Source organism: Enterococcus sp. AZ078, assembly GCF_051714985.1.
GTDB lineage: Bacteria > Bacillota > Bacilli > Lactobacillales > Enterococcaceae > Enterococcus_B > Enterococcus_B hirae.
Map to the genome: position 1 here is coordinate 1,726,892 of NZ_JBIOSW010000001.1, position 22,546 is coordinate 1,749,437.

General features: G+C 37.1%; 14 protein-coding genes. 2 read left to right on the forward strand and 12 right to left on the reverse strand.

Annotated features, from left to right (window positions below):
- Nucleotides 1-101 precede the first annotated feature (101 nt).
- A complete protein-coding gene (gene nifJ / locus IGJ18_RS07985) occupies nucleotides 102-3,770 on the reverse strand; it encodes a pyruvate:ferredoxin (flavodoxin) oxidoreductase (protein ID WP_438843136.1) in 3,669 nt (1,222 codons plus the stop codon).
- Between the two features lie 175 nt (nucleotides 3,771-3,945).
- Between nifJ and IGJ18_RS07990 the strand changes: the two genes are divergently transcribed.
- On the forward strand, nucleotides 3,946-4,464 hold the full coding sequence (locus IGJ18_RS07990; protein ID WP_034698266.1) for a thioredoxin domain-containing protein: 519 nt from the start codon (nucleotides 3,946-3,948) through the stop codon (nucleotides 4,462-4,464).
- A gap of 197 nt (nucleotides 4,465-4,661) precedes the next feature.
- Here the strand turns inward: IGJ18_RS07990 and IGJ18_RS07995 are convergent, their stop codons facing one another.
- The 11 genes from IGJ18_RS07995 to uvrB form a co-directional block, all read right to left on the reverse strand.
- A complete protein-coding gene (locus tag IGJ18_RS07995) occupies nucleotides 4,662-6,581 on the reverse strand; it encodes a hypothetical protein (RefSeq protein WP_438843137.1) in 1,920 nt (639 codons plus the stop codon).
- Between the two features lie 301 nt (nucleotides 6,582-6,882).
- Nucleotides 6,883-7,800, reverse strand: a complete 918-nt coding sequence (locus IGJ18_RS08000; RefSeq protein WP_438843138.1) for a hypothetical protein — start codon at nucleotides 7,798-7,800, stop codon at nucleotides 6,883-6,885.
- A gap of 2 nt (nucleotides 7,801-7,802) precedes the next feature.
- Nucleotides 7,803-9,647, reverse strand: coding sequence for a hypothetical protein (locus IGJ18_RS08005; RefSeq protein ID WP_438843139.1), 1,845 nt, complete (start codon nucleotides 9,645-9,647; stop codon nucleotides 7,803-7,805).
- 23 nt (nucleotides 9,648-9,670) lie between these two features.
- Nucleotides 9,671-10,411, reverse strand: coding sequence for a hypothetical protein (locus tag IGJ18_RS08010; protein ID WP_438843140.1), 741 nt, complete (start codon nucleotides 10,409-10,411; stop codon nucleotides 9,671-9,673).
- A 179-nt stretch (nucleotides 10,412-10,590) separates the two neighbouring features.
- Nucleotides 10,591-11,526, reverse strand: coding sequence for a DNA-binding protein WhiA (gene whiA, locus IGJ18_RS08015; RefSeq protein WP_010718951.1), 936 nt, complete (start codon nucleotides 11,524-11,526; stop codon nucleotides 10,591-10,593).
- Nucleotides 11,527-11,560: 34 nt separating this feature from the next.
- A complete protein-coding gene (locus IGJ18_RS08020; RefSeq protein WP_010718950.1) occupies nucleotides 11,561-12,559 on the reverse strand; it encodes a gluconeogenesis factor YvcK family protein in 999 nt (332 codons plus the stop codon).
- The gene (gene rapZ, locus IGJ18_RS08025) at nucleotides 12,556-13,440 is read right to left on the reverse strand and encodes an RNase adapter RapZ (RefSeq protein WP_010718949.1); all 885 of its coding nucleotides are present in this window, start codon (nucleotides 13,438-13,440) and stop codon (nucleotides 12,556-12,558) included. The genes IGJ18_RS08020 and rapZ overlap by 4 nt, the downstream gene beginning before the upstream one ends.
- Nucleotides 13,441-13,593: 153 nt before the next feature.
- Entirely contained in the window at nucleotides 13,594-14,313 is a 720-nt protein-coding gene (locus IGJ18_RS08030; protein ID WP_010718948.1) for an amino acid racemase, read from the reverse strand.
- A 3-nt stretch (nucleotides 14,314-14,316) separates the two neighbouring features.
- Nucleotides 14,317-15,582 (reverse strand): D-aspartate ligase, encoded by a 1,266-nt coding sequence (locus tag IGJ18_RS08035; RefSeq protein WP_010718947.1) that lies wholly within the window; start codon nucleotides 15,580-15,582, stop codon nucleotides 14,317-14,319.
- Between the two features lie 237 nt (nucleotides 15,583-15,819).
- Nucleotides 15,820-18,657 (reverse strand): excinuclease ABC subunit UvrA, encoded by a 2,838-nt coding sequence (gene uvrA / locus IGJ18_RS08040; RefSeq protein WP_081127457.1) that lies wholly within the window; start codon nucleotides 18,655-18,657, stop codon nucleotides 15,820-15,822.
- 9 nt (nucleotides 18,658-18,666) lie between these two features.
- Complete coding sequence (uvrB, locus tag IGJ18_RS08045) at nucleotides 18,667-20,661, reverse strand: excinuclease ABC subunit UvrB (RefSeq protein WP_034698271.1); 1,995 nt, start codon at nucleotides 20,659-20,661, stop codon at nucleotides 18,667-18,669.
- A gap of 387 nt (nucleotides 20,662-21,048) precedes the next feature.
- Here uvrB and IGJ18_RS08050 point away from each other — a divergent pair, with 387 nt between their 5' ends.
- On the forward strand, nucleotides 21,049-22,545 hold the full coding sequence (locus IGJ18_RS08050; protein WP_010737741.1) for an amino acid ABC transporter substrate-binding protein/permease: 1,497 nt from the start codon (nucleotides 21,049-21,051) through the stop codon (nucleotides 22,543-22,545).
- Nucleotide 22,546 lies beyond the last annotated feature (1 nt).

The window sequence follows — 22,546 nt, forward strand, 5'->3', positions numbered from 1 at the left end:
TTTTCAAGAAAATTACATAAATTATTCGATCGATTTTTCCGCCCTTTAAATTGTTTGCTTATCATTTACCGAATGAGATAGTTGGATCAATGAACAAAACATCATTTTCGACGTGCTGCGCGTTCTGCTCTTTTAGCAGCTCTTCTGGCTGCTGCTTCATCATCGATCTTACGTTCTTTTTTTCTCTTTTTCGTTTCGACTTCCTCTTCTTTTACAATCGGATCAGACGGTTCTAGTTTTTCTTTAATTTTATCAAGCTGTCCAGTGAGTGAAGCATAATTGTAAAAACGAGTTTTTGCATCTAGAACCGTTTTTTCAAACAATTTTTCAGCTAATTGAGGGTTGGCACTTTCTAGTGAAGAAAACCGAACTTGCTTACGCATAAAATCGCCCATTGTTGAAAAGTCTGGTTTTTTGTAATCCAAAATCATCGGAACCTTCCCTTTTTCAATTAAACTTGGATTATAACGATAGAGGGACCAATAGCCTGATGAAACAGCTTCTTTGGCTTCTTTAATCGATTCTTTCATGCCCCCCAACAGACCATGGGTGATACAAGGCGTATACGCAATGATTAGTGATGGCCCTGGGTATTTCTCTGCTTCTTCAAACGCCTTGATTGTTTGCATTTGATTGGCACCAGAAGCAATTTGAGCGACATAGACGTTCCCATAAGTCATTGCCATCATTCCTAAATCTTTCTTCGACGCATATTTCCCACTTGCGGAGAATTTTGCAATAGCTGACGTTGGCGTTGCTTTAGAGGTTTGCCCCCCAGTATTAGAATAAACTTCATTATCCAATACTAGGATATTCACATCTGCCCCACTAGCCAATACATGATCGATACCACCAAAGCCAATATCATAAGCCCAACCATCTCCGCCAATAATCCATTGACTGTTTTTGACAAAAATATCTTTGTGCTCAAGAATGGATTCCAATTCTGGGACTTGCTGTGCTTCCGCTACCATCGCAGCCTGAAGTTTAGCTGCTCGTTGTTGTGTTCCTTCGCTATCGAATAAATGGTTGAGCCAATCCTCCATCAACAGTCGAAGCGCACTCGATACTTTTGGCATGATTGCACGAACAGATTGCGCTAAAGCTTCACGACGGGTTTGAGCAGCTAGTAACATACCATAGCCAAATTCAGCATTATCTTCTAATAAGGAATTAGACCAAGCTGGACCTTGCCCACAAGCATTCGTTGTGAACGGTGATGCTGGCGAAGCTCCTCCCCATATTGAAGAACAGCCGGTTGCATTAGCGATCATCATTCGGTCTCCGAACATTTGGGTCAAAAGTTTCACATATGGCGTTTCACCGCAACCCGAGCAGGCACCTGAAAATTCAAGCAACGGTTGGTTAAATTGGGTAGCCATTACCGTATTTTTTCCTTTCATAGGGTTTTCTTTCTGTCTCAATGTCATTGCAAACGCCCAATTGACCGCTTGTTCTTTTTGTTCCTCGTAAGGTTTCATCACTAACGCTTTTCCTTTGGCTGGACAAGCCTCCACACATAATCCACATCCTGTACAGTCCTCCACGGAAACTTGGATACGATATTTTAACCCGTCAGGTCCTCTCATATCACGAACGATAAATCCTTCAGGCGCTTCAGTCAGCTCTACTTCATCAGCTAAGAATGGGCGGATGGCTGCGTGCGGACATACAAATGCGCACTCATTGCACATCGTACAACGGTCACTGATCCATTCAGGGACTTCTAGGGCTACACCTCGTTTTTCCAGCGCTGCTGTTCCTAATGGCATCTCGCCAGTTGTCATCTGGTTGGCTACTAAAGTACCGACTGACAGTTGATTTCCTTCTTGAGCATTGATCGGCGTAAAAATCTCTTTTACGTAACGTGATGTTGTCTCTTCTTTTTTGCTAGGTAGTTCTAATGATCGCCAATGTTTGGGGATTTCAACTCTATGGAGAAGTTCAAGGGTATGATCAATCGCTTGGTTATTTTTTTCTACGATTTTCATTGATTTATGACCATAGCTTTTAAGCACTTCTTCTTTCAAGAGCGGAATCACTTCTTCAATAGGAATAATGTTTGCTAATTTGAAAAAAGCCGTTTGCATGGCAGTGTTAATACGACGACCTAATCCAACTTCTTGAGCAATTTTCATCGCATTGATCGTATAAAATTGAATCTCATTTTCTGCCAAATATTTTTTTAGACGAATAGGCAGATGCGTTTCTAACTGCTCATCTGTCCATAAAGTATTCAATAAAAATGTGCCACCTTTTTTCAACCCTTTAACTAAATCATAGCTGTGCAAGTAAGCAGGCGTATGACAAGCGACAAAATCAGCATGTTCAACTAGATAAGTAGAACGAATTGGCGTGTTTCCAAAACGGAGATGGGAAATCGTCAATCCACCTGATTTTTTTGAATCATAGTAAAAATAGCCTTGGGCGTATTTGTCTGTATGATCACCAATGATTTTAATAGCAGATTTATTTGCACCGACAGTCCCGTCAGAACCAAAACCCCAAAACTTAGCTTGGTAAGTTTCAGCATCCGTTAAATCCAATGTTGGTCTTGGTGCCAAAGAATGATAGGTAACATCATCCACTATCCCGATTGTAAATCGTTTTTTCATTTGTTCATCTTTTTGCAACTCGTCAAAAACGCTGATGATTTGATCTGGTGTCACATCTTTTGATCCTAATCCATACCGCCCACCAATTATTTTAGGACAGATTGTTGCATCATAAAGTGCACTTTGAACATCTAGCAGTAATGGTTCCCCACCAGCTCCTGGTTCTTTGCTTCGATCTAATACGGCAATTGACTGTGTAGTTTTAGGAAGTTTTTGCAACAATGTTTCAATTGGGAATGGGCGATAAAGATGAATATTCAAGAAACCGACTTTCCGGCCATTTTTATTCAAATAATCGACTGTCTGCTCAATCGTTTGCGCTACTGACCCCATCGAAATGATGACTTCTGTCGCGTCGGCAGCACCATGATAAGTGACTAAATCATAGGAAGTTCCACGTAATTCATTGATTGCTTGCATGTATTTTTGTACGATGCGAGGTAATTGTTCGTAATACGAATTGATCGTTTCTCTTTGTTGAAAATGAATATCTGGATTTTGATTCGTTCCACTAACAGTTGGGTGGTTAGGGTTCATCGCTCTGTTTCTAAACGCAGCAAGTTTCTCTTGATTGATTAACGATGCTAACTCGTCATATTCTAGTACTTCAATTTTTTGGATTTCATGGCTCGTACGAAAACCATCAAAAAAATTCAAGAATGGCAGCTCTGCTTCAATCGAAGCCAAATGTGCTACGGGTGCTAAGTCCATAACTTCTTGCACACTGCTTTCTGCAAGCATCGCAAATCCAGTCGATCGAGCAGCCATGACATCCCCATGATCCCCAAAAATATTTAACGCATTCGTCGTGACTGCACGACTTGCGACATGAAATACGCTTGGTAGTAATTCACCAGCGATTTTATACATATTGGGTATCATCAACAACAATCCTTGAGAAGCTGTATAAGTCGTTGTCAGCGCGCCTGTTTTGAGCGAACCATGCACAACACCAGCCGCTCCTGCTTCAGATTGCATTTCAACCACTTTAACTGGTTGTCCAAAAAGATTTTTCTTCCCACTAGCAGACCATTGATCCACTAATTCTGCCATCGTTGAGCTGGGCGTAATGGGATAGATTGCAGCTAATTCTGTAAAAGCATAAGAAATATAAGCGGCAGCTGTATTTCCGTCCATTGTTTTCATTTTTCGCATTTGTCATCATCCTTGTTCAAATTCTCTCAAATATCCCACCTATTATAACGCAAAAGCTCCTGAAAACCTACCTATTCTGTAAAAGTACTCACATGTGAAGATACATACTTTATTAAACAAAAAACTAGTCTTTTTTCTGAAAAATGCTTAAAATGAATCTAAGAGGTGATTATACATGGATATATCTATCATTAAAGCAGATAAAACAAATACCGAAACTGGCATTCATTATGGAAACTTAGATGCTCCTAAGAAAATGGCAGAGTTTATCAATCTGGCCTGCCCTTATTGCCGTCAATGGTTCAACGAATCTTATGAATTACTCGAAGAAGCTGTAAGTAAAGGGCGTTTGCAACGGGTGATCAAACTTTTTGATAAAGAAAAAGAAAGTTTGCAACGTGGGAATGTGATGCATCATCATATTGATACGTCAGACGGTCAAGTAGCTTTACGAGAAATCAAAAAAGTATTTGATTCGCAGGATGATTGGAAAAATCTTAGTCTAGCAGAAGTAGCAGATTATGCTCAAAATAAGTTAGGTCTAACTTACCAAGAAGAATCTCCTGCCTCTCAAGCAATTATAGCTGAGGCGAATGCTGCCAATATCCGTTTTGTTCCAACTGTTATTTTGGAAGAGCATATTTTTGATGAATCGATCAAAAAAGAAGAGCTAATTGACTACATTAACGAGTAATAATCCTGACTATCACATGTACTTGTAATCATTATTGATCAGGATTGACACTATCGTTCCGATCCTAACAAGACCCAAAGAACCTCAAAATAGCCTAGCCTATTTTTAAGGTCCTTGGGTCATTTTTGATTGAGCGACTATCCAGATCTTAATTTAGAAAAAGATAAAAAAACGGATTGATACACCATCTATCTATCCTAAGACCTTTCGTTGACAAAGCTTCGTAAACTAGCTTGGACACGTGGGTTATTTAGATGCTGTTGCCATTTCTGTTCGATGACATTTTGTACTTTTTCAACGGCACGAGTTGTAGTCGATGAAAAACTTTTTGGCTGTGACAATATGGGTGAGTCTACCCGTGCTTTTTTCAGACTTAGGTCCAGGGCGCCAGGATCCGATTCTGAATTTCTTCTCTTCCTCTCTCCTTCTGATTTCATTTCTTGACTCTTTTCATATTTTCCTTTCACTTGGTCTGAGCTATTTGATCTAAGCTCGATTTGATCAAAACGGCTGGTTAATTCATCCATAGATATTGGTTGTAGTGGTTGGTGACTCGTGCTTTGGTACAACGGATTGTTTTTAACTAGAGATAACACTTCATCTTTATGGATAAACCGCAGTTTTCCATCGGAATTAGGAACGGAATAAAAAGAAAATTCTTCCGCAATCTCGTTAACTGTCCTCTCTTTCTTTTCTTCATTTTGGATGTAATCATATATTATTTCTTTGATCTCTTCTGGTGATAAATTATATTGATATGAAATTACTCCTATATTTTGATTCTCCTTATACTCACTAACAATGATTTCACGCAATGGATCTAATCTATTCGTTTTAGTGTAGATTTGATGAAACTGGTTTGTTGATTCAGCCATAGATATTGGTTTTGGTGGTTGGATCGTACCTTCTTGTATCAGATTTTTCTTAACTTCAGAGATTGCTTTCTCAATGATAGGTGGTTCTGGGGTGTTTAATTCTGGTTGAGATTCGTTCTGAATTTTATTCACTATCTCTTGAACAGCTTCTTCGCTTATCTTTAGCGTACATGCAATTTCATTAATGGATACATTTTTTTCAATTGCTCCCTCTACATATATCTTATAAATTTGAGCCAACGTGCAGCCATTTCTTTCCGCAATTCCTTGAATTTTTTGGTTCTTTAATATATTGTTTTTAATATACTGATATGGAAATGTTTTTATTTCAGTTTGAGTTAAACAAAGCTGGTTACTTATTTCTTGTCTAGATATTCCCCTAATTGAATGATCTATAATAAATTTAGCCATTCGATGTTTCACCATTCCCGGAGTCCTGTCCAATTCGGTTGCAATCTTCCCAATTTTCATACCTGTTTTTCTTTTCTTGACAAGATCATCGAAACTTAATCTTTCCCTCTTTTTTGTTTTTTTTCTTAACAACACGGTATTTGTTTTTTTAATGCTTTTTTTTGCATCTCCCACTAATTTGTTATTTTTTTCAACTTTTTGGAAAACCTCAAGTATCCTTGGATATCCATCTAAACTCACAGGTAATATTCTATTTAATTCTTCCCTTGTATACCCTTGATCATGAATTTTTCTTATTGCATAATCCTCTATTATCGTTTTAGTTTTTTCTACAGAAATATCCAAGCTTTCAGAGATCTTCATTATATTTTCCTTTTTTTTAAGCTTGTGAACGACTAATTTTTCTATCACGTAATCTTCTGAACAACCAATCATCTCAGGAATGAGTCGGATATTACCATTCCTTCGAAAATTATTTATGATGAATGCATGTTTTCTTCCCATTATACTATTTGAACTTTTATGTAGTCTTTCAGCTATCTGAGGTACCGAAAAACCTTGGTATATGCTACGTGCGATTTCTAAATTAAGTATCCTATAAGCAGTTGGTCTACTAATCTTTAATCGCTTAGTAAGTTCTTTTACACTTACTTTATTTTCAAGTCCATGAATGAACTCTCTATGGATTTTATTCATTTGCTCCTTATTGCGGCGTTTCCGAAACGGTAGTTTTTTCGGGCTAACCTTAGGAAGGCGTTTCATATGAATCTCTTGTTTCTCTGTATCTTTTTTTTGTTTTTTCTTTCTTTTATTATTAACCTTATTTTCCATAGTAATTATTCTCCTTTGTTTTTAGTAGCAATAACCGTTATCAATGGGACTTGCTACTTACTTTTTAACATATTAAAGGACACTGATTAGAACTTTTTTTGGAAATATAATAAAAAAAGATTCTGAGACGAATACTTGTCCCAAAATCTTCCGATCTCTATACTTTTGATGTTAGCGAAACTTACCGATAACTGTATGAGTTACTTCTGATCAAATCATTATTGAACTGTTAAGAGTGACTCAAAAACATCACTCGCCCGTGCGCCATTTTTCTTTAAGTTTTTTCATTAATAAAACTTCATCAACGAGCTTTAACATGGGAATTAACAAGATGCTGTTGTCTTCTCTCATTATTGATATCTTGCGCTTGTTTAGTGACATGAGAAATAGTCGATGAAAAATTTTTCAATTGTGGCCACTGTTTATTTAATGGACTTGGCTGTGAAACCATGGACGAGTCCAACCGTACTTTTTTCAGACTTAGGTCCAGGGCGCCAGGATTCGATTCTGAATTCCTTCTCTTCCTCTCTCCTTCCGATTTCATTTCTTGACTCTTTTCATATTTTCCTTTCACTTGGTCTGAGCTATTTGATCTAAGCTCGATTTGATCAAAACGTCTGGTTAATTCATCCATAGATATTGGTTGTAGTGGTTGGTGACTCGTGCTTTGGTACAACGGATTGTTTTTAACTAGAGATAACACTTCATCTTTATGGATAAACCGCAGTTTTCCATCGGAATTAGGAACGGAATAAAAAGAAAATTCTGTCGCAATCTCGTTAACTGTCCTCCCTTTCTTTTCTTCATTTCGGATGTAATCACATATTATTTCTTGGACCTCTTCTGGTGATAAATTATATTGATATGAAATTACTCCTATATTTTGATTCTCCTTATACTCACTAACAATGATTTCACGCAATGGATCTATTCTATTCGATTTAGTGTAGATTTGATGAAACTGGTTTGTTGATTCAGCCATAGATATTGGTTTTGGTGGTTGGATCGTGCCTTCTTGTATCAGATTTTTCTTAACTTCAGAGACCTTTCCAGATTGATGGATAAATAACACTTGTCCATCGCCTGTATGAATGGTAGAAAAATATAACTCTGCCGCAACCTCATTAATCCGTCTCCCCTTCTTTCCTTTATTTACTATGTATTCGCTTATTATATTTTGTACCACTTCTAGCGGTACATTATATTTAGCTGAAATCATTTTTATATTTTTTTCTTTTTATACTCATTAATAATAGATTTACTCAATAGATCTAAGCTATTTGGTTCAGGGTCGGTTTGATGAAACTGGTTTGTTGATTCAGCTATAGATATTGGTTTTGGTGGTTGGATCGTGCCTTCTTGTATCAGATTTTTCTTAACTTCAGAGACCTTTCCAGATTGATGGATAAATAACACTTGTCCATCGCCTGTATGAATGGTAGAAAAATATAACTCTGCCGCAACCTCATTAATCCGTCTCCCCTTCTTTCCTTTATTTACTATGTATTCGCTTATTATATTTTGTACCACTTCTAGCGGTACATTATATTTAGCTGAAATCATTTTTATATTTTTTTTCTTTTTATACTCATTAATAATAGATTTACTCAATAGATCTAAGCTATTTGGTTCAGGGTCGGTTTGATGAAACTGGTTTGTTGATTCAGCTATAGATATTGGTTTTGGTGGTTGGATCGTGCCTTCTTGTATCAGATTTTTCTTAACTTCAGAGATTGCTTTCTCAATGATAGGTGGTTCTGGGCTGTTTAATTCTGGTTGAGATTCGTTCTGAATTTTATTCACTATCTTTTGAACGGCTTCTTCGTTTATCTTTAGCGTACATGCAATTTCATTAATGGATACTCCTTTTGCAACTCCCCCCTCTACATATATCTTATAAATTTGAGCCAACGTGCTGCCATTTCTTTCCGCAATTCTTTGAATTTGATGGTACATTGCTATATAATCTCTAATATATTGATATGGAAGTACTTTTATGTCAGTTTGAGTTAAACAAAGCTGGTTACCTATTTCTTCTTTAGACATTCCCTTAATTGAATGTTGTATAATAAATTCAGCCATTCGATGTCTCACCATTTCCGAAGTCCAGTCCAATTCGGTTGCAATATCACCAATTTTTATCCCTTTTCTTAGTTTCTTGACAAGCTCTTCGAAGCTTAGTTGTTCAAGTACCCTTTCTGGTTGTGTTTTTAATAATAAGGTATTTGTGTTTTTACTTTCTCCCTCTAACTTATTATTTTTTTCAACTTTTTTGAAAGTCTCAAGTATCCTCGGATATCCATCTAAACTCACAGGTAATATACTATTTAATTCTTCCCGTGTATATCCTTGATGAATCTTTTTTATTGCATAATCCTCTATTATCGTTTTAGTTTTTTCTACCGAAATATTCAAGCTTTCAGAGATATTCTTTATGTTTTCCTTTATTTTTAGCTTGTGAACGACTAATTTTTCCATCACATAATCTTCTGAACAACCAATATTCTCAGCAATGAGAGGGATATCACTATGCCTTTTAAAACTATTTTGGATAAATGCATGTTTTTTTCCCATTATACTACTTGAACTTTTATGTAGTCTTTCAGCTATCTGAGGTACCGAAAAACCTTGGTATATGCTACGTGCGATTTCTAAATTAAGTATCCTATAAGCAGTTGGTCTACTAATCTTTAGTTGCTCGATAAGTTCTTCATGACTTATTTTATTTTCAAGTCCTTGAATGAACTCTACTCGTATTTTCTTCATTTCTTCCTTATTGTGGCGTTTTAGAAACGCTAATTTTTTTGAACTATCTTTATTGGGGCGCATCTTATGAATGGATTTTTTCATTTCAAGTGCGCCTTCGATATACATTAATTGAATCTGATCGAACGTAGAACTGTTTAACCAAGCAATATGTTGCATTGTATTAGCCTTTAACTCTACTGTAAGATAGTTGTATACATTTTTTTTCATTTGAGCTGTTGTTAACCAAAGATAGGTAGAAATGTGTTGTTTAGGGGTTCCCTTACTCGATTCACTGATAATAAATTGCGCTATTATCATTCGAATTGTTTTATGACTTCTATTCAACTCTTGTGCAATTTCCTCAATATTTTTACCTTTCTTTGGATAGCAATATAATTAATTAGATATTTATTTAATTCATTTGATGTTATTTCTTCTAACTTGTCTTTTCTATTTTCTTTGTAAAAATTAATTATTTCATTTTGTCTCCTACTTTCTACTCCTTTTTCTCCTGATTCGTTTTCCTTTTTAACTTCAAGGTAGATATTATGGACTCGTGGATTCTCAGCCAAATTAAGATACAACATTTTATTCAATTCTTCCAGTGTGTATCCTTCCTCACAGATTTTTCGTATTGCATAATTTTCTATTATCTTTTTAGTTTCTCCTAATGAAATAGAAACACTCTTAGTAATATCCTCGATATTTTCCATTTTTTTCAGCTTTTGAATAATTATTTTTTCAAGAACATACGCCTTCGTACCACCTATCTGCTGAGAAATGGAGTCAATCCTAGAGGAAGGTGGAATCTCAGAAATGGAATTATTACTAGAGGAATCCGAAAAACGTCTTAGAATATAGTTGTGTTTGTTTCTGTGAATTTCCTCAACGGGCTTGTGAAATCGTTCAGCTATTTCAAGTTCCGTAAATCCTTGACTTAGTTTACATGCGATTTCAAGCAATTTGATTTCAACCACTGTTTTACGGGATATCTTCAAGCTATCTGCAATTTCTTCATCTGTTTTTCCTTGTTCATAACCTTGAACAACCTTGGCTCTCAGTATTTTATTTAGATATTTCATGACACTATTCTCCTTTGTTTTTAGTAGCAATAACCGTTATCAATGGGACTTGCTACTTACTTTTTAACATATTAAAGGACACTGATTAGAACTTTTTTTGGAAATATAATAAAAAAAGATTCTGAGACAAATACTTGTCCCAAAATCTTCATTAATTAAAAAATTAAAAATTTTTTCACTTAACTTGCTTCTTCGCGCAACTTTTCTGCAAATTCATTAATCTTTCTGATTCGATGATTGATTCCGGATTTAGAGATCGCTCCTGATGGAATCATTTCTCCTAGCTCTTTTAAACTGACTTCTGGGTGCTTTAATCTCAATTCTGCAATTTCTTGCAATTTTTCTGGTAGTGCAGTTAATCCAACTCTACTTTCAATCAATTCAATATTTTCGATTTGTTTTGCTGCAGCATCAATCGTTTTATTCAGATTGGCTGTCTCACAATTGACAAGTCGGTTGACTGAGTTTCGCATATCACGTACGATACGGACATCTTCAAAGCGCAACATCGAATTCGTCGCACCAATTAAGGTTAAAAAGTCAGCAATTTTCTCTGCGCCTTTTAAATATGAAATATAGCCGTTTCGACGTTCCAATGTTCGAGCATGAAGACCATAATAATTTAACATATCACAAATGTCTTGATTATGTTGTTCATAAATGGAGAAAATTTCTAAATGGTAACGACTAGTTTCAGGATTATTGACTGAACCAGACGCCATGAATGCTCCTCTTAGATAGGATCGCATTTTTTGTGCATTTCCTAAAATTTCATCAGATACATGCCCATTGAACATCATTCCGTCCATGATATCTAGATCCATCAGTACATTTTTCGTTCCTTGTTTCAAACGAACGATATAGACATTATTCTTTTTCAATTTCATTTTTTTTCGAACGAGTAACTCGCTTCGGACATTATAATGATCTTTTAAAAGAGAATAGATCCGTCTAGCGATAGCTGCATTTTCTGTTTGAACGTTTAGGATAAATTGTTGATTCACAATCCCTAAAGATCCATTCATTCGCAAAAGTGCAGCTAATTCCGCCTTTGCATGTTCGCGGTGAACTTCAAGTCCAGTAAGTTCTTTTTTGACATCTGCCGCAAATGACACCCTATTCTCCTCCTTTCTCTTAGTAACCTACCGTTTAATATTTGGAACCAAAAACCAAACGAAATAGCTCTTCCACAACTTTTTCACCATCATGGAAGACACCACCATTTTTTAATTCTAAAAAGTCAGTCGAAATCACTCGACATCCTTCATTCCGTAATCCATGAAAATCATGGGTTACTTGTACGAGGTATTCATCGTAAATTTCAGGATCCATATAACCTGCTGGTACTTTTTCTGTGTTAACTAAAACAGTATCAATAAATGGTCGTTTCAAATGTTCATGCAACACCCGAATATGATCAGCATCTGTAAAATGTTCTGTTTCACCTTTTTGTGTCATGATATTACAAATATACACCACTTCGGCTTCTGTTTTAGCTACTGCTTCTCCAATTTCTTGGATGACCAAATTAGGTAAAATGCTAGTAAACAAACTACCCGGTCCTAAAACGACCATATCTGCCTCCATAATGGCAGAAACAACTTTTCGTGCTGGTTTGGCTTCGCTATCATCCGTGGTATTTCGCACATAGACATGATCAATCGTTTTTCGATCGACCGCAATTTTTGATTCCCCCACCGCAGTAGTACCATCTTTAAAAACTGCATGGAGTGTTAATGGTGTTTCAGAAGAAGGATAGATATGACCGTCCACATGCATCATCTTAGATAGGAGTTGTACTGCTTCGTATGTACTTCCTCTCATTTCTGCGACAGCGGCAATGATCAAATTACCGATCGTATGATTGGCTAAAAATTGATCTTCTTTTTTAAAACGATACTGAAAGATATCTTCATAAAATTGTGGCATATCCGACAATGAAACCAACACATTCCTCAAATCGCCAGGGGGCGCCATCGCAATTGATTCTCTGATTGCACCGCTACTGCCCCCGTCATCTGCGACAGTTACGATCGCTGTAATATCAGCCCCTTGGTTACGCAAGCTTTTTAAAATAACCGGTAAGCCTGTGCCACCCCCAACGACAACGATTTTGGGCTTTCTTATACGGTAAGTTTTCATCTTCACGAGCGATTCACCGTCTCTTTCCGTTTATCTTTGTCACGGTGAGTCACATTGACTTTATAATTTTCTTTCAAAGCACCTGATAAACGTTCTGTTAACGCAACTGAACGGTGTTGCCCTCCGGTACAGCCAATAGCAATCGTCAAGCTGCTTTTACCTTCTTTGATATATCCTGGTAAAACCGTCTGTAATAAATCTAAAAACTTATTATAAAACAGCTCAGTTTCATCAAATGACATCACATAGTCATAAACTGGTTGATCTTTTCCTGTCAAAGGTCTTAATTCAGGGATATAGTGGGGATTTGGTAAAAAGCGTACATCCATCACGATATCTGAATCAATTGGCAAGCCATATTTGAATCCAAAGGAAACAAATTCGATTCGAAAGCCTTGATCGCCTTTGGTCTTAAACGTTTGATTGATTTTTTCCCTTAACTGACGTGGCGTTAAAGTCGTCGTGTCTATAATGACCGAGGCCTGCATCTTTAGATCATTCAATATCGCACGTTCTTTACGAATTCCTTCCGTGACTAAACCGTTCATTGCCATTGGATGGGTACGTCTTGTTTCCTTGTATCGTGCGACTAATTCTTCATCGGATGCATCTAAAAATAAAATCGACGTATCGATAAAATCTGTATTCTCAATTTCGACTAACATATTTTGGATTTCTTCAAAAAACGAGCGTGAACGCAAGTCTACCACTAATGCCATTTTCGTCACTTTACCCGATTCTTTGATCAATTCCCAAAACTTTGGAATTAGATTTGGTGGCATATTATCAATACAGAAATACCCCATATCTTCAAAACTTTGAATAGCGACCGTCTTCCCAGCGCCACTCATCCCTGTGATGATTACTAGTTGTAAATTATCAGCCATATCAAACGGCCCCCTCTCATATCTCTTCCTAAAATTATATCACTTCCGGGCGTATCATTACCAGTTAAACATTCTTAAAAATGAAGTTGTCGATAAAAACAGGGACAAATACCACTGTAGGTATCCGCCCCTAATCTTTGCTCATAAAAGTTTTCAACTTGATATGGTAGCTTGTCGGTGTTGTAAGGCACGGGCGATCGTTTGATCAGCTAAGATTGACTGTGCGTCAATGACGGGATATTCATTTTCCCCTACATACTCTTGCATCAACGATAATTCTGTACAGCCTAAAATAATTTTTTCGCAATCAAATCGCGCCACCGCTTCTGCCAAAATTTCGTAGTATAGTTCTTTGTTTAAATAATCTGATTCTTTGATATCATGATAAATCAAATGGTTGATTTTCGCCTGAAGTTGAGCATCAGGAATGACCGCCTCAAAGCCTAGCTGTCTCACTTCTTTTTCATAAATTCCAGCTTTCATGCTACCTTCCGTACCCAGGATGGCTACTTTACCAGTTGTATTTTGTCTGACAAGCTCATTTGCCGCTTCTCGTGGCATATGAAGAATCGGAATCTCAGTGGCTGCTTGAAGTTCATCAAAGAAATAATGAGCTGTATTACACGTTAAAACGATAAAATTTGGTTTGAGTAAATTTTGTTTTTCAACATCATCTAGTAGGTAAGGCATTGGGCTTTCTTGTTCCCTATCTAAAATATAAGCCGTTCGATCAGGAACTGTCGCATGATTAAATAATACATAATTTAAATATTCCTGATCTTTTGAGGCTTTGGTTCGATGATTGATTAGACGGACAAAACTCTCTGTGGCCATCGTTCCCATTCCGCCCAAAATACTAAAAAAGTTTTCCATGAATCAACCTTCTTTCACATGAAAGTATTTTTTAAATCGAGGAATGTAATTTCTAAACATATACTTCATCAATAACCAGCGTTTGAGCGAACGATCTTTCTCATAAAAAACAGTCGTTCCATAACGATTTTCTTTAATCATTTTTTCTGCAACTTTTTTGTCTTCATTTGCTTTTGCATAAGTTAAAAAGACCTTGTTAGGTACACCCATCCATAATTTTGCTTGATCCGATTGGCTCGTCCCATAGGTAGTCCCTGTGAATGGAACTTCAAATACACGGTCTTCTGTCACAAATTTTGCTAAATTCAAGCCATTAAGAGTGACAAAGAAACTGCTTCTTCCCTGACGAAGGTTGATTTCAAAAAGTTTGTATTCACCATCTCTTGGATCGTATTTCATATCAAAATTCGCAAAACCAGTATAGGAAATATCTTCTAAAAATCGTTTAATCGTTTGATAGATCTTTTCATTATAATCTGGCATGATCACCACATAATTACCAATCGAAGCTGGTGTTGGATCTTCTAGTAATGGGTGACCTAAACACATCATTCTTACTTGATGGTTTTCATCGACATAAGCATTTAACACACGCATATTACTATCATCCCCAGGAATGAAATCTTGGACGATCATTTCACTTGTATAACCTGCTTCGTAAATACGACCTAAGATCAAGTCAAATTCTTCACGATTATCGATAATAAACGCTTTTTTTCGACCTTCAAATTGGACAGATAAGTATTCCACGCTGTTTGCCGGCTTTAATGCCACTGGAAAGTCAAATGGTAACTCTTGATTCAAATGCCCATCAACTAACATTTCTTTTCTAACAATCAACGTTTTAGGATAAGGTAACTGGTATTCCTCGCAAACTTCATAAAAACTAACCTTATTAATCAGACGTTTAAATAACGAATAATCGATGTAAGGACAAATAAAATACTTTGAGAGTTCTTCTTTATGCTGTGAAATCAGTTCTGCATAGCCATCTCCACATGCGATCAAGAGATACTTCTTCGTTTGATCTGAATATTTCTCTCTTGCTAAACGTAACATGGACTCAATAAAGACCGGATCTTTATCAAAGCCAGGAATTACGTCAACTTTGACGATTTTGCTATAGCGAGTTGGTGCCAACTGATTTGATGCATACGCCTGGCAAACTTTGCCATACGCTTCATGAAATGAACGTGCCATTCCATAGACATTCATGTCGCTACCCAATAAAATAGGAATAAATTCTTCGTTTACATTACTGTTCATCATTATCTCTCACTTACTCATAATCTCTAGTTTTCTTTTTCAACTACACAAGGAATATCATACCATAAAGAAAAAAGCAATCAAAGGAATCTCCTCCGATTGCTCAATTCTTTTTTGAACGGATTGAACTTATAGGAAGTTTTTATCTATACCAATTAGTGTAGAAAGAACTACCATGTTTCGTATTTTAGTCTATACTGGTCAATAAAACAAGAATAGATACTTGATTTTAATTTTTTTTTAACTATCCAGTTGGTTTTCACCATTCATGATTTTTTTTAAGTATCGACCAGTATAACTCTCTTTCACCTCAATGATTTCTTCAGGTGTACCAGTGGCTAAAATCGTACCGCCACCTTCCCCGCCTTCTGGTCCAAGATCAATAATATGATCAGCGGTTTTAATAACATCAAGGTTATGCTCGATCACTAATACCGTATTCCCTGCATCTACTAAACGTTGCAAGACATCAAGTAGCCGGGCAATATCATCTGTATGCAAACCAGTCGTTGGTTCATCCAAAATATAAAAGTTCTTACCATTCGCTATTTTGTGTAATTCACTAGCGAGTTTCATCCGCTGTGCTTCCCCACCAGATAATGTTGTAGCTGGTTGCCCCATCGTAACGTAGCCTAGACCAACATCGACAATGGTTTGAAGTTTTCGATGAATCTTAGGGATTGGTTGGAAAAATTCAACGGCATCTTCAACCGTCATTTCTAAAATATCTGCAATACTTTTTCCTTTATAATGAACTTCTAGCGTTTCAGAATTATATCGCTTCCCATGACAAACTTCACAAGGAACGTAAACGTCAGGTAGAAAGTGCATTTCAATCTTAATAATCCCATCGCCTCGGCAGGCTTCACAACGTCCACCTTTAACGTTGAAACTAAAACGGCCTTTTTTATACCCACGCATTTTAGCTTCATTTGTTTGTGCAAATAAATCTCTAATATCATCAAATACACTAGTATATGTCGCAGGATTGCTTCGTGGTGTGCGCCCAATCGGACTTTGATCGATATCAATGATTTTTTCAATACTTTCATAACCGGAAATTGATTTGAATTTACCAGGTTTTGCTGAATTACGATTGATTTTTTGTGCAAGAGCTCGTTTTAGGATACTATTGACCAATGTACTCTTACCTGAACCGGACACACCAGTCACCGCAACAAATTCACCTAAAGGAAATTCCACTGAAATATTTTTCAAATTATTTTCCGTTGCCCCAGTGATTTTGATGGCTTTTCCATTCCCTTTTCGGCGTTCAGTTGGAACTGGAATACTCTTTTTACCGGATAGATATTGTCCAGTCAAAGAGTCTTCATCAGCAGCAACTTCCGCTGGCGTGCCAGCTGAAACGATTTCTCCTCCTTGATGCCCCGCACCAGGGCCTACATCAATCAAATAATCTGCCGCACGCATCGTATCTTCATCATGCTCGACCACAACCAGGGTGTTCCCTAGATCACGCATTTTCTTCAATGAACCGATCAAACGGTCGTTATCTCTTTGATGGAGTCCGATAGAAGGCTCATCTAAAATATAAAGAACCCCTGAGAGATTCGAGCCAATTTGAGTGGCCAAACGGATCCGCTGTGCTTCTCCTCCTGAAAGAGTTCCTGATGCACGACTCAGCGTTAAATAATCGAGACCAACATTTTCTAAAAATGAAAGTCGATCATTCACTTCTTTTAAAATCGGTTTAGCTATTACTTTTTCTTGGTCTGAAAGGGTCAAATTTGAAAAGAAGTTGACCGCTTTTTGGATAGACAACTCGTTCGTTTGTCCAATATTCGTCCCATTGATTTGAACGGATAAAGCTTGAGGATTCAAACGATACCCATGACAAGTTTGGCAAGTCAATTCAGTCATATATTGTCTCATTTGCTCTCTTGTGAAATCACTGTTTGTATCATGGTACCGACGCTTAATGTTTTTCAATACCCCTTCAAAAGTTGTTTCAACATCACGAACACCACCGAAATCATTCTCATAGTGGAAATGGAACAGCTCGTCTGTCCCATTGAGCACGATTTCTTGATGTTCAAGTGGCAACTCTTCAAAAGGCGTCTCCATATCAATCCCATAACTTTCACAGGCTTGAGCCAGCATCTGTGGATAGTATTGTGAACTGATTGGATTCCAAGGGACGATCGCTCCTTGACTCAACGTCTTCGTACGATCAGGTATCACTAAATCTTGGTCCACTTCTAATTTGACACCAAGACCATCACAATCAGGACAAGCACCAAATGGCGCATTGAAAGAAAACAGTCTTGGTTCCAATTCACCAACAGTAAAGCCACAATAAGGACAAGCGTAATGCTCGCTAAACAGCATTTCCTCTTCTCCGATGACATCAATCAAAACATAGCCTTCTGCTAAACGCAAGGCAGCTTCGATTGAATCAAACAAACGTGAACGGATTCCTTCTTTTATGATGACACGGTCTATGACAATTGCGATATCATGCTTTTTATTTTTTTCTAATTCTGGTACTTCACTTAAGTCATAGATTTCTCCATCCACTCGAACACGTACGTATCCTTCTTTTTGAATACGTTCAAAAACTTTTTTATGTTGGCCTTTTTTCTTGACAATGATCGGCGCAAGAACTTGAATTTTAGTTCGTTCAGGTAATTCTAAAACTTTATCAGCCATTTGATCAATAGATTGGCTGGTGATCTCAATGTGATCATTCGGACAGATAGGATGCCCTACACGTGCAAACAGCAATCGGAGATAATCATTGATTTCTGTGACAGTTCCTACTGTTGAACGAGGGTTTTTACTAGTTGTTTTTTGATCAATTGAAATTGCTGGACTTAGCCCATCAATACTATCAACATCCGGCTTATCCATTTGCCCTAAAAATTGGCGTGCATAAGCAGAAAGACTTTCGACATATCTTCTTTGTCCTTCTGCATATAATGTATCGAATGCTAACGAACTTTTCCCAGAACCAGATAATCCAGTGACCACCACAAATTTATCTCGCGGAATTGTCACATTGATGTTTTTTAAATTGTGGGCTCTTGCACCATGGATAATTATTTTATCATTTGCCATATAATCCCCCTACTCTGACGCCTTTAGTTCAAGAATCATATCCCGTACATTTGCGGCTGTCTCGAAATCTAATGCTTTAGCAGCATCTTTCATTTCTTTTTCTAATTTCATTAATAATGTAGCTTTTTCTTCTCTTGTCATTTCTTCATAGGATACTTGAACCGTTTCTTTTGCATCATCTTCGGATTCTTTCGTGATGGAAATCAAATCACGGATCTCTTTGATGATCGTTTTCGGCACGATACCATGCTCTTGATTATATTGTTCTTGGATACTACGTCGTCTAGCAGTTTCATCGATAGCCTTGCGCATCGAATCAGTCACTTTGTCCGCATACATAATCACTTTTCCTTCTGCATTCCGTGCTGCACGTCCAATCGTCTGTACTAAAGAACGTTCGCTCCGTAAAAAGCCTTCTTTATCTGCATCCAAAATCGCTACTAGCGAAACTTCCGGTACATCAAGTCCTTCACGTAACAAGTTGATTCCTACAAGTACATCGAATTCACCTAAACGAAGATCACGAATGATTTCGGTACGCTCTAATGTTTTGATATCACTATGCAGATATTTGACTTTGATTCCTAATTCTTTAAAATAATCAGTCAAATCTTCAGACATTTTCTTTGTCAATGTAGTTACAAACACGCGCTGATCTTTTTCAACTCGTTCATTGATTTCTCCTACCAGATCATCAATTTGACCCATGATCGGCCGCACTTCGATGATTGGATCTAGTAGACCAGTTGGTCGGATGATCTGTTGAATCACTGTATCCGTTTGTTCATACTCATATGGACCAGGCGTAGCAGATACATAAACGATTTGATTCACGTGCTTTTCAAACTCTTCTAATCGTAACGGACGATTGTCTAATGCCGATGGTAAACGAAAACCATAATCGACTAACATCTGTTTTCTTGCGCGGTCACCATTGTACATTCCCCGAATTTGCGGCATTGTCACATGCGATTCATCAATAATCATTAATGAATCTTCGGGAAAGAAATCAAGTAACGTGTATGGTGGCTCGCCTTCTTTTCGTCCATCCATGTGTCGCGAATAATTTTCGATCCCAGATGTATAACCCATTTCTAACATCATTTCAATATCATAGTTCGTTCGTTGTTCTAGCCGTTGAGCCTCTAACAATTTATTCTCATTTCGCAAAACAGTCAAACGTTGTTCCAGTTCCGCTTTGATATTTGCAACCGCATGTTCCATGTGTTCATCATTTGTAACAAAGTGAGTCGCTGGAAATATCGCCACATGCTCAGTTTCTCCCAAGACCTCACCAGTCAACGCATTGACTTCACGAATCCTTTCGACCTCATCACCAAAAAATTCAACACGCAACGCACGTTCATCCCGACTGGCTGGGAAAATCTCCACAACGTCCCCACGTACTCGAAAACGACCACGTTGAAAATCAATATCGTTGCGCTCAAATTGGATACTAACTAAATCACGAATCAATTGATTACGATCAAGCTCAGCTCCTTGTCTAATTGAAACGACTTGTTTTTGATACTCAAAAGGTGAACCCAAACCAAAGATGCAAGAAACAGAAGCAATCACGATCACGTCATTTCGTTCTAATAACGAACTGGTTGCTGAATGGCGTAATTTATCAATTTCATCATTGACACTAGAATCCTTTTCAATGTAAGTATCACTTGAAGGGACATAAGCTTCAGGTTGATAATAATCGTAATAAGATACAAAATATTCAACTGCATTATTGGGGAAAAATTCTTTGAACTCCCCATATAATTGTCCAGCTAATGTTTTATTGTGGGCAATAATCAATGTTGGCTTATTCACTTTTTCAATCAAATTCGAAACGGTGTACGTCTTCCCTGTACCAGTTGCTCCTAAAAGTATCTGAGCTTTTTTTCCACCAACTACCCCATCAACTAACTGTGTAATGGCTTCGGGTTGATCTCCTGCTGGTTGATATTTTGACACCAACTCAAAGTGTCGGGAGGTATCTCTTTCTATCATATTTCATCCTCCTTTTCATTCTTTCCTCTTCATTTTACGACCACAAAAAAGAAAAGGAAAGCAAAGGCATTCCTTGTTGATTTATTATACCACACCGAACATACTTTCGCTACTTTTGAGTTTTTTCTTTTCTACTATATTATATAAATTCATACATGTATTAAGTAGTAAATTAGGCAGCAAAATTATATATCAATAATGTCCCTTAAGTAATTATTTATCTTACGTCAGATTCCTTTCTACATTTATTATGTTACGTTTTATAACATAGATTGTTACAAAATGACATTTTTTTTATTTTTTTCAGCAACTCAGCTTGTATCTATTATTAGTTTTCGCATATAATAGGAAAATATGAAAAGTTATTGAAATTTTAGGAGGTTAATTATGAAAAAAAAGCATTTGCTTCATACGATTATTTTCATAATGACAGGACTTGTCACATTTGCGCTTAGCAATCCTGTACAAGCTGACGATAAAACTACTGCTGACTCAAGTACGAGCGAGACGATGCAAAAAATAGAACCTAAGAAAGAGACGTATGTCATTGCCAGCGATTCAGCTTTTGCACCTTTCGAGTTTCAAAACGCTGAAGGCAAATACGAGGGAATTGATGTTGGATTAATGGAGGCAATCTCCAAACTGCAAGGATTTAACCTACGTATGGATTATCGTGGTTTCTCTGCTGCGCTACAAGCGTTAGAATCTGGTCAAGCAGATGGAATGATCGCAGGAATGACTGTGACCGATGAACGAAAAAAAAGCTATGATTTCTCAGATCCTTATTTTGAAAGCGGGATTCAAATCGCTGTCAAAAAAGGAGACAATTCAATCAAGTCCTATGAAGACCTAAAAGGAAAAACAGTAGGTGCCAAAGTTGGAACTGAAAGTGCTGATTTCTTAAATGCCCACGAAGACCAGTACGGCTATACCATCAAGTACTTCGATTCTGCAGATCAGTTATATGACGGATTGAGAGTTGGCGCAATTGACGCCATGATGGACGACTACCCTGTTATCGGCTATGCAATTAAAAACAATCAACAATTAGAAACACCGATTGCTAAAGAATCTGGTGGTAAATACGCTTTTGCTGTGAAAAAAGGTCAAAATCCTGAACTATTACAAATGTTCAACGAAGGTCTAAAAGAATTAAAACGAACTGGCGAATACGATAAAATCATCAACAAATATATCTCAACTGATAATACGCCTACTAAAGCCAGCAAAGATGAATCTACACTAACTGGTCTATTACAAAACAACTACAAAGTTTTACTAAAAGGTTTATGGCAAACGATCTTATTAACTTTAATTTCATTCGCCTTGGCATTAGTTGTTGGTGTTATCTTTGGTTTATTCAGCGTAGCGCCAATCAGAGCCCTACGAACAATTGCAAGTATTTATGTCGATGTCATCCGCGGTATTCCAATGATGGTTCTTGCATTCTTCATCTTCTTTGGATTACCAGGTATCGTCGGATTTACTATTCCCGACTTCATTGCCGGGATTATCACACTAACTTTGAACGCCAGCGCTTATATCGCAGAAATCGTTCGTGGCGGGATCAAAGCTGTGCCAGTTGGTCAGATGGAAGCTTCTCGCAGTTTAGGACTTTCATATAATCGAACCATGCAAAAAATCATCTTACCACAAGCAATCAAGATCATGTTGCCATCTTTCGTGAACCAATTCGTTATTTCATTGAAAGATACAACAATCATCTCAGCGATCGGTGTGGTAGAGTTACTGCAAACTGGTAAAATTATCGTTGCACGTACGACACAAAGTACGTACGTCTATCTAATTATTGCTATCATGTATTTGATCCTCATTACTATTCTGACAAAATTAGCAAAAGTTTTAGAAAAGAAGGTGAAATAAG

Coding starts and splice junctions, on each gene's coding strand:
- uvrA (WP_081127457.1), bottom strand. CDS start 18,657: ATGGCAAATGATAAAATAATTATCCATGGTGCAAGAGCCCACAATTTA.
- IGJ18_RS08030 (WP_010718948.1), bottom strand. CDS start 14,313: ATGGAAAACTTTTTTAGTATTTTGGGCGGAATGGGAACGATGGCCACA.
- rapZ (WP_010718949.1), bottom strand. CDS start 13,440: ATGGCTGATAATTTACAACTAGTAATCATCACAGGGATGAGTGGCGCT.
- IGJ18_RS07995 (WP_438843137.1), bottom strand. CDS start 6,581: ATGGAAAATAAGGTTAATAATAAAAGAAAGAAAAAACAAAAAAAAGAT.
- IGJ18_RS08000 (WP_438843138.1), bottom strand. CDS start 7,800: ATGATTTCAGCTAAATATAATGTACCGCTAGAAGTGGTACAAAATATA.
- IGJ18_RS08035 (WP_010718947.1), bottom strand. CDS start 15,582: ATGATGAACAGTAATGTAAACGAAGAATTTATTCCTATTTTATTGGGT.
- IGJ18_RS08005 (WP_438843139.1), bottom strand. CDS start 9,647: ATGATAATAGCGCAATTTATTATCAGTGAATCGAGTAAGGGAACCCCT.
- IGJ18_RS08010 (WP_438843140.1), bottom strand. CDS start 10,411: ATGAAATATCTAAATAAAATACTGAGAGCCAAGGTTGTTCAAGGTTAT.
- nifJ (WP_438843136.1), bottom strand. CDS start 3,770: ATGCGAAAAATGAAAACAATGGACGGAAATACAGCTGCCGCTTATATT.
- IGJ18_RS08050 (WP_010737741.1), top strand. CDS start 21,049: ATGAAAAAAAAGCATTTGCTTCATACGATTATTTTCATAATGACAGGA.
- IGJ18_RS07990 (WP_034698266.1), top strand. CDS start 3,946: ATGGATATATCTATCATTAAAGCAGATAAAACAAATACCGAAACTGGC.
- uvrB (WP_034698271.1), bottom strand. CDS start 20,661: ATGATAGAAAGAGATACCTCCCGACACTTTGAGTTGGTGTCAAAATAT.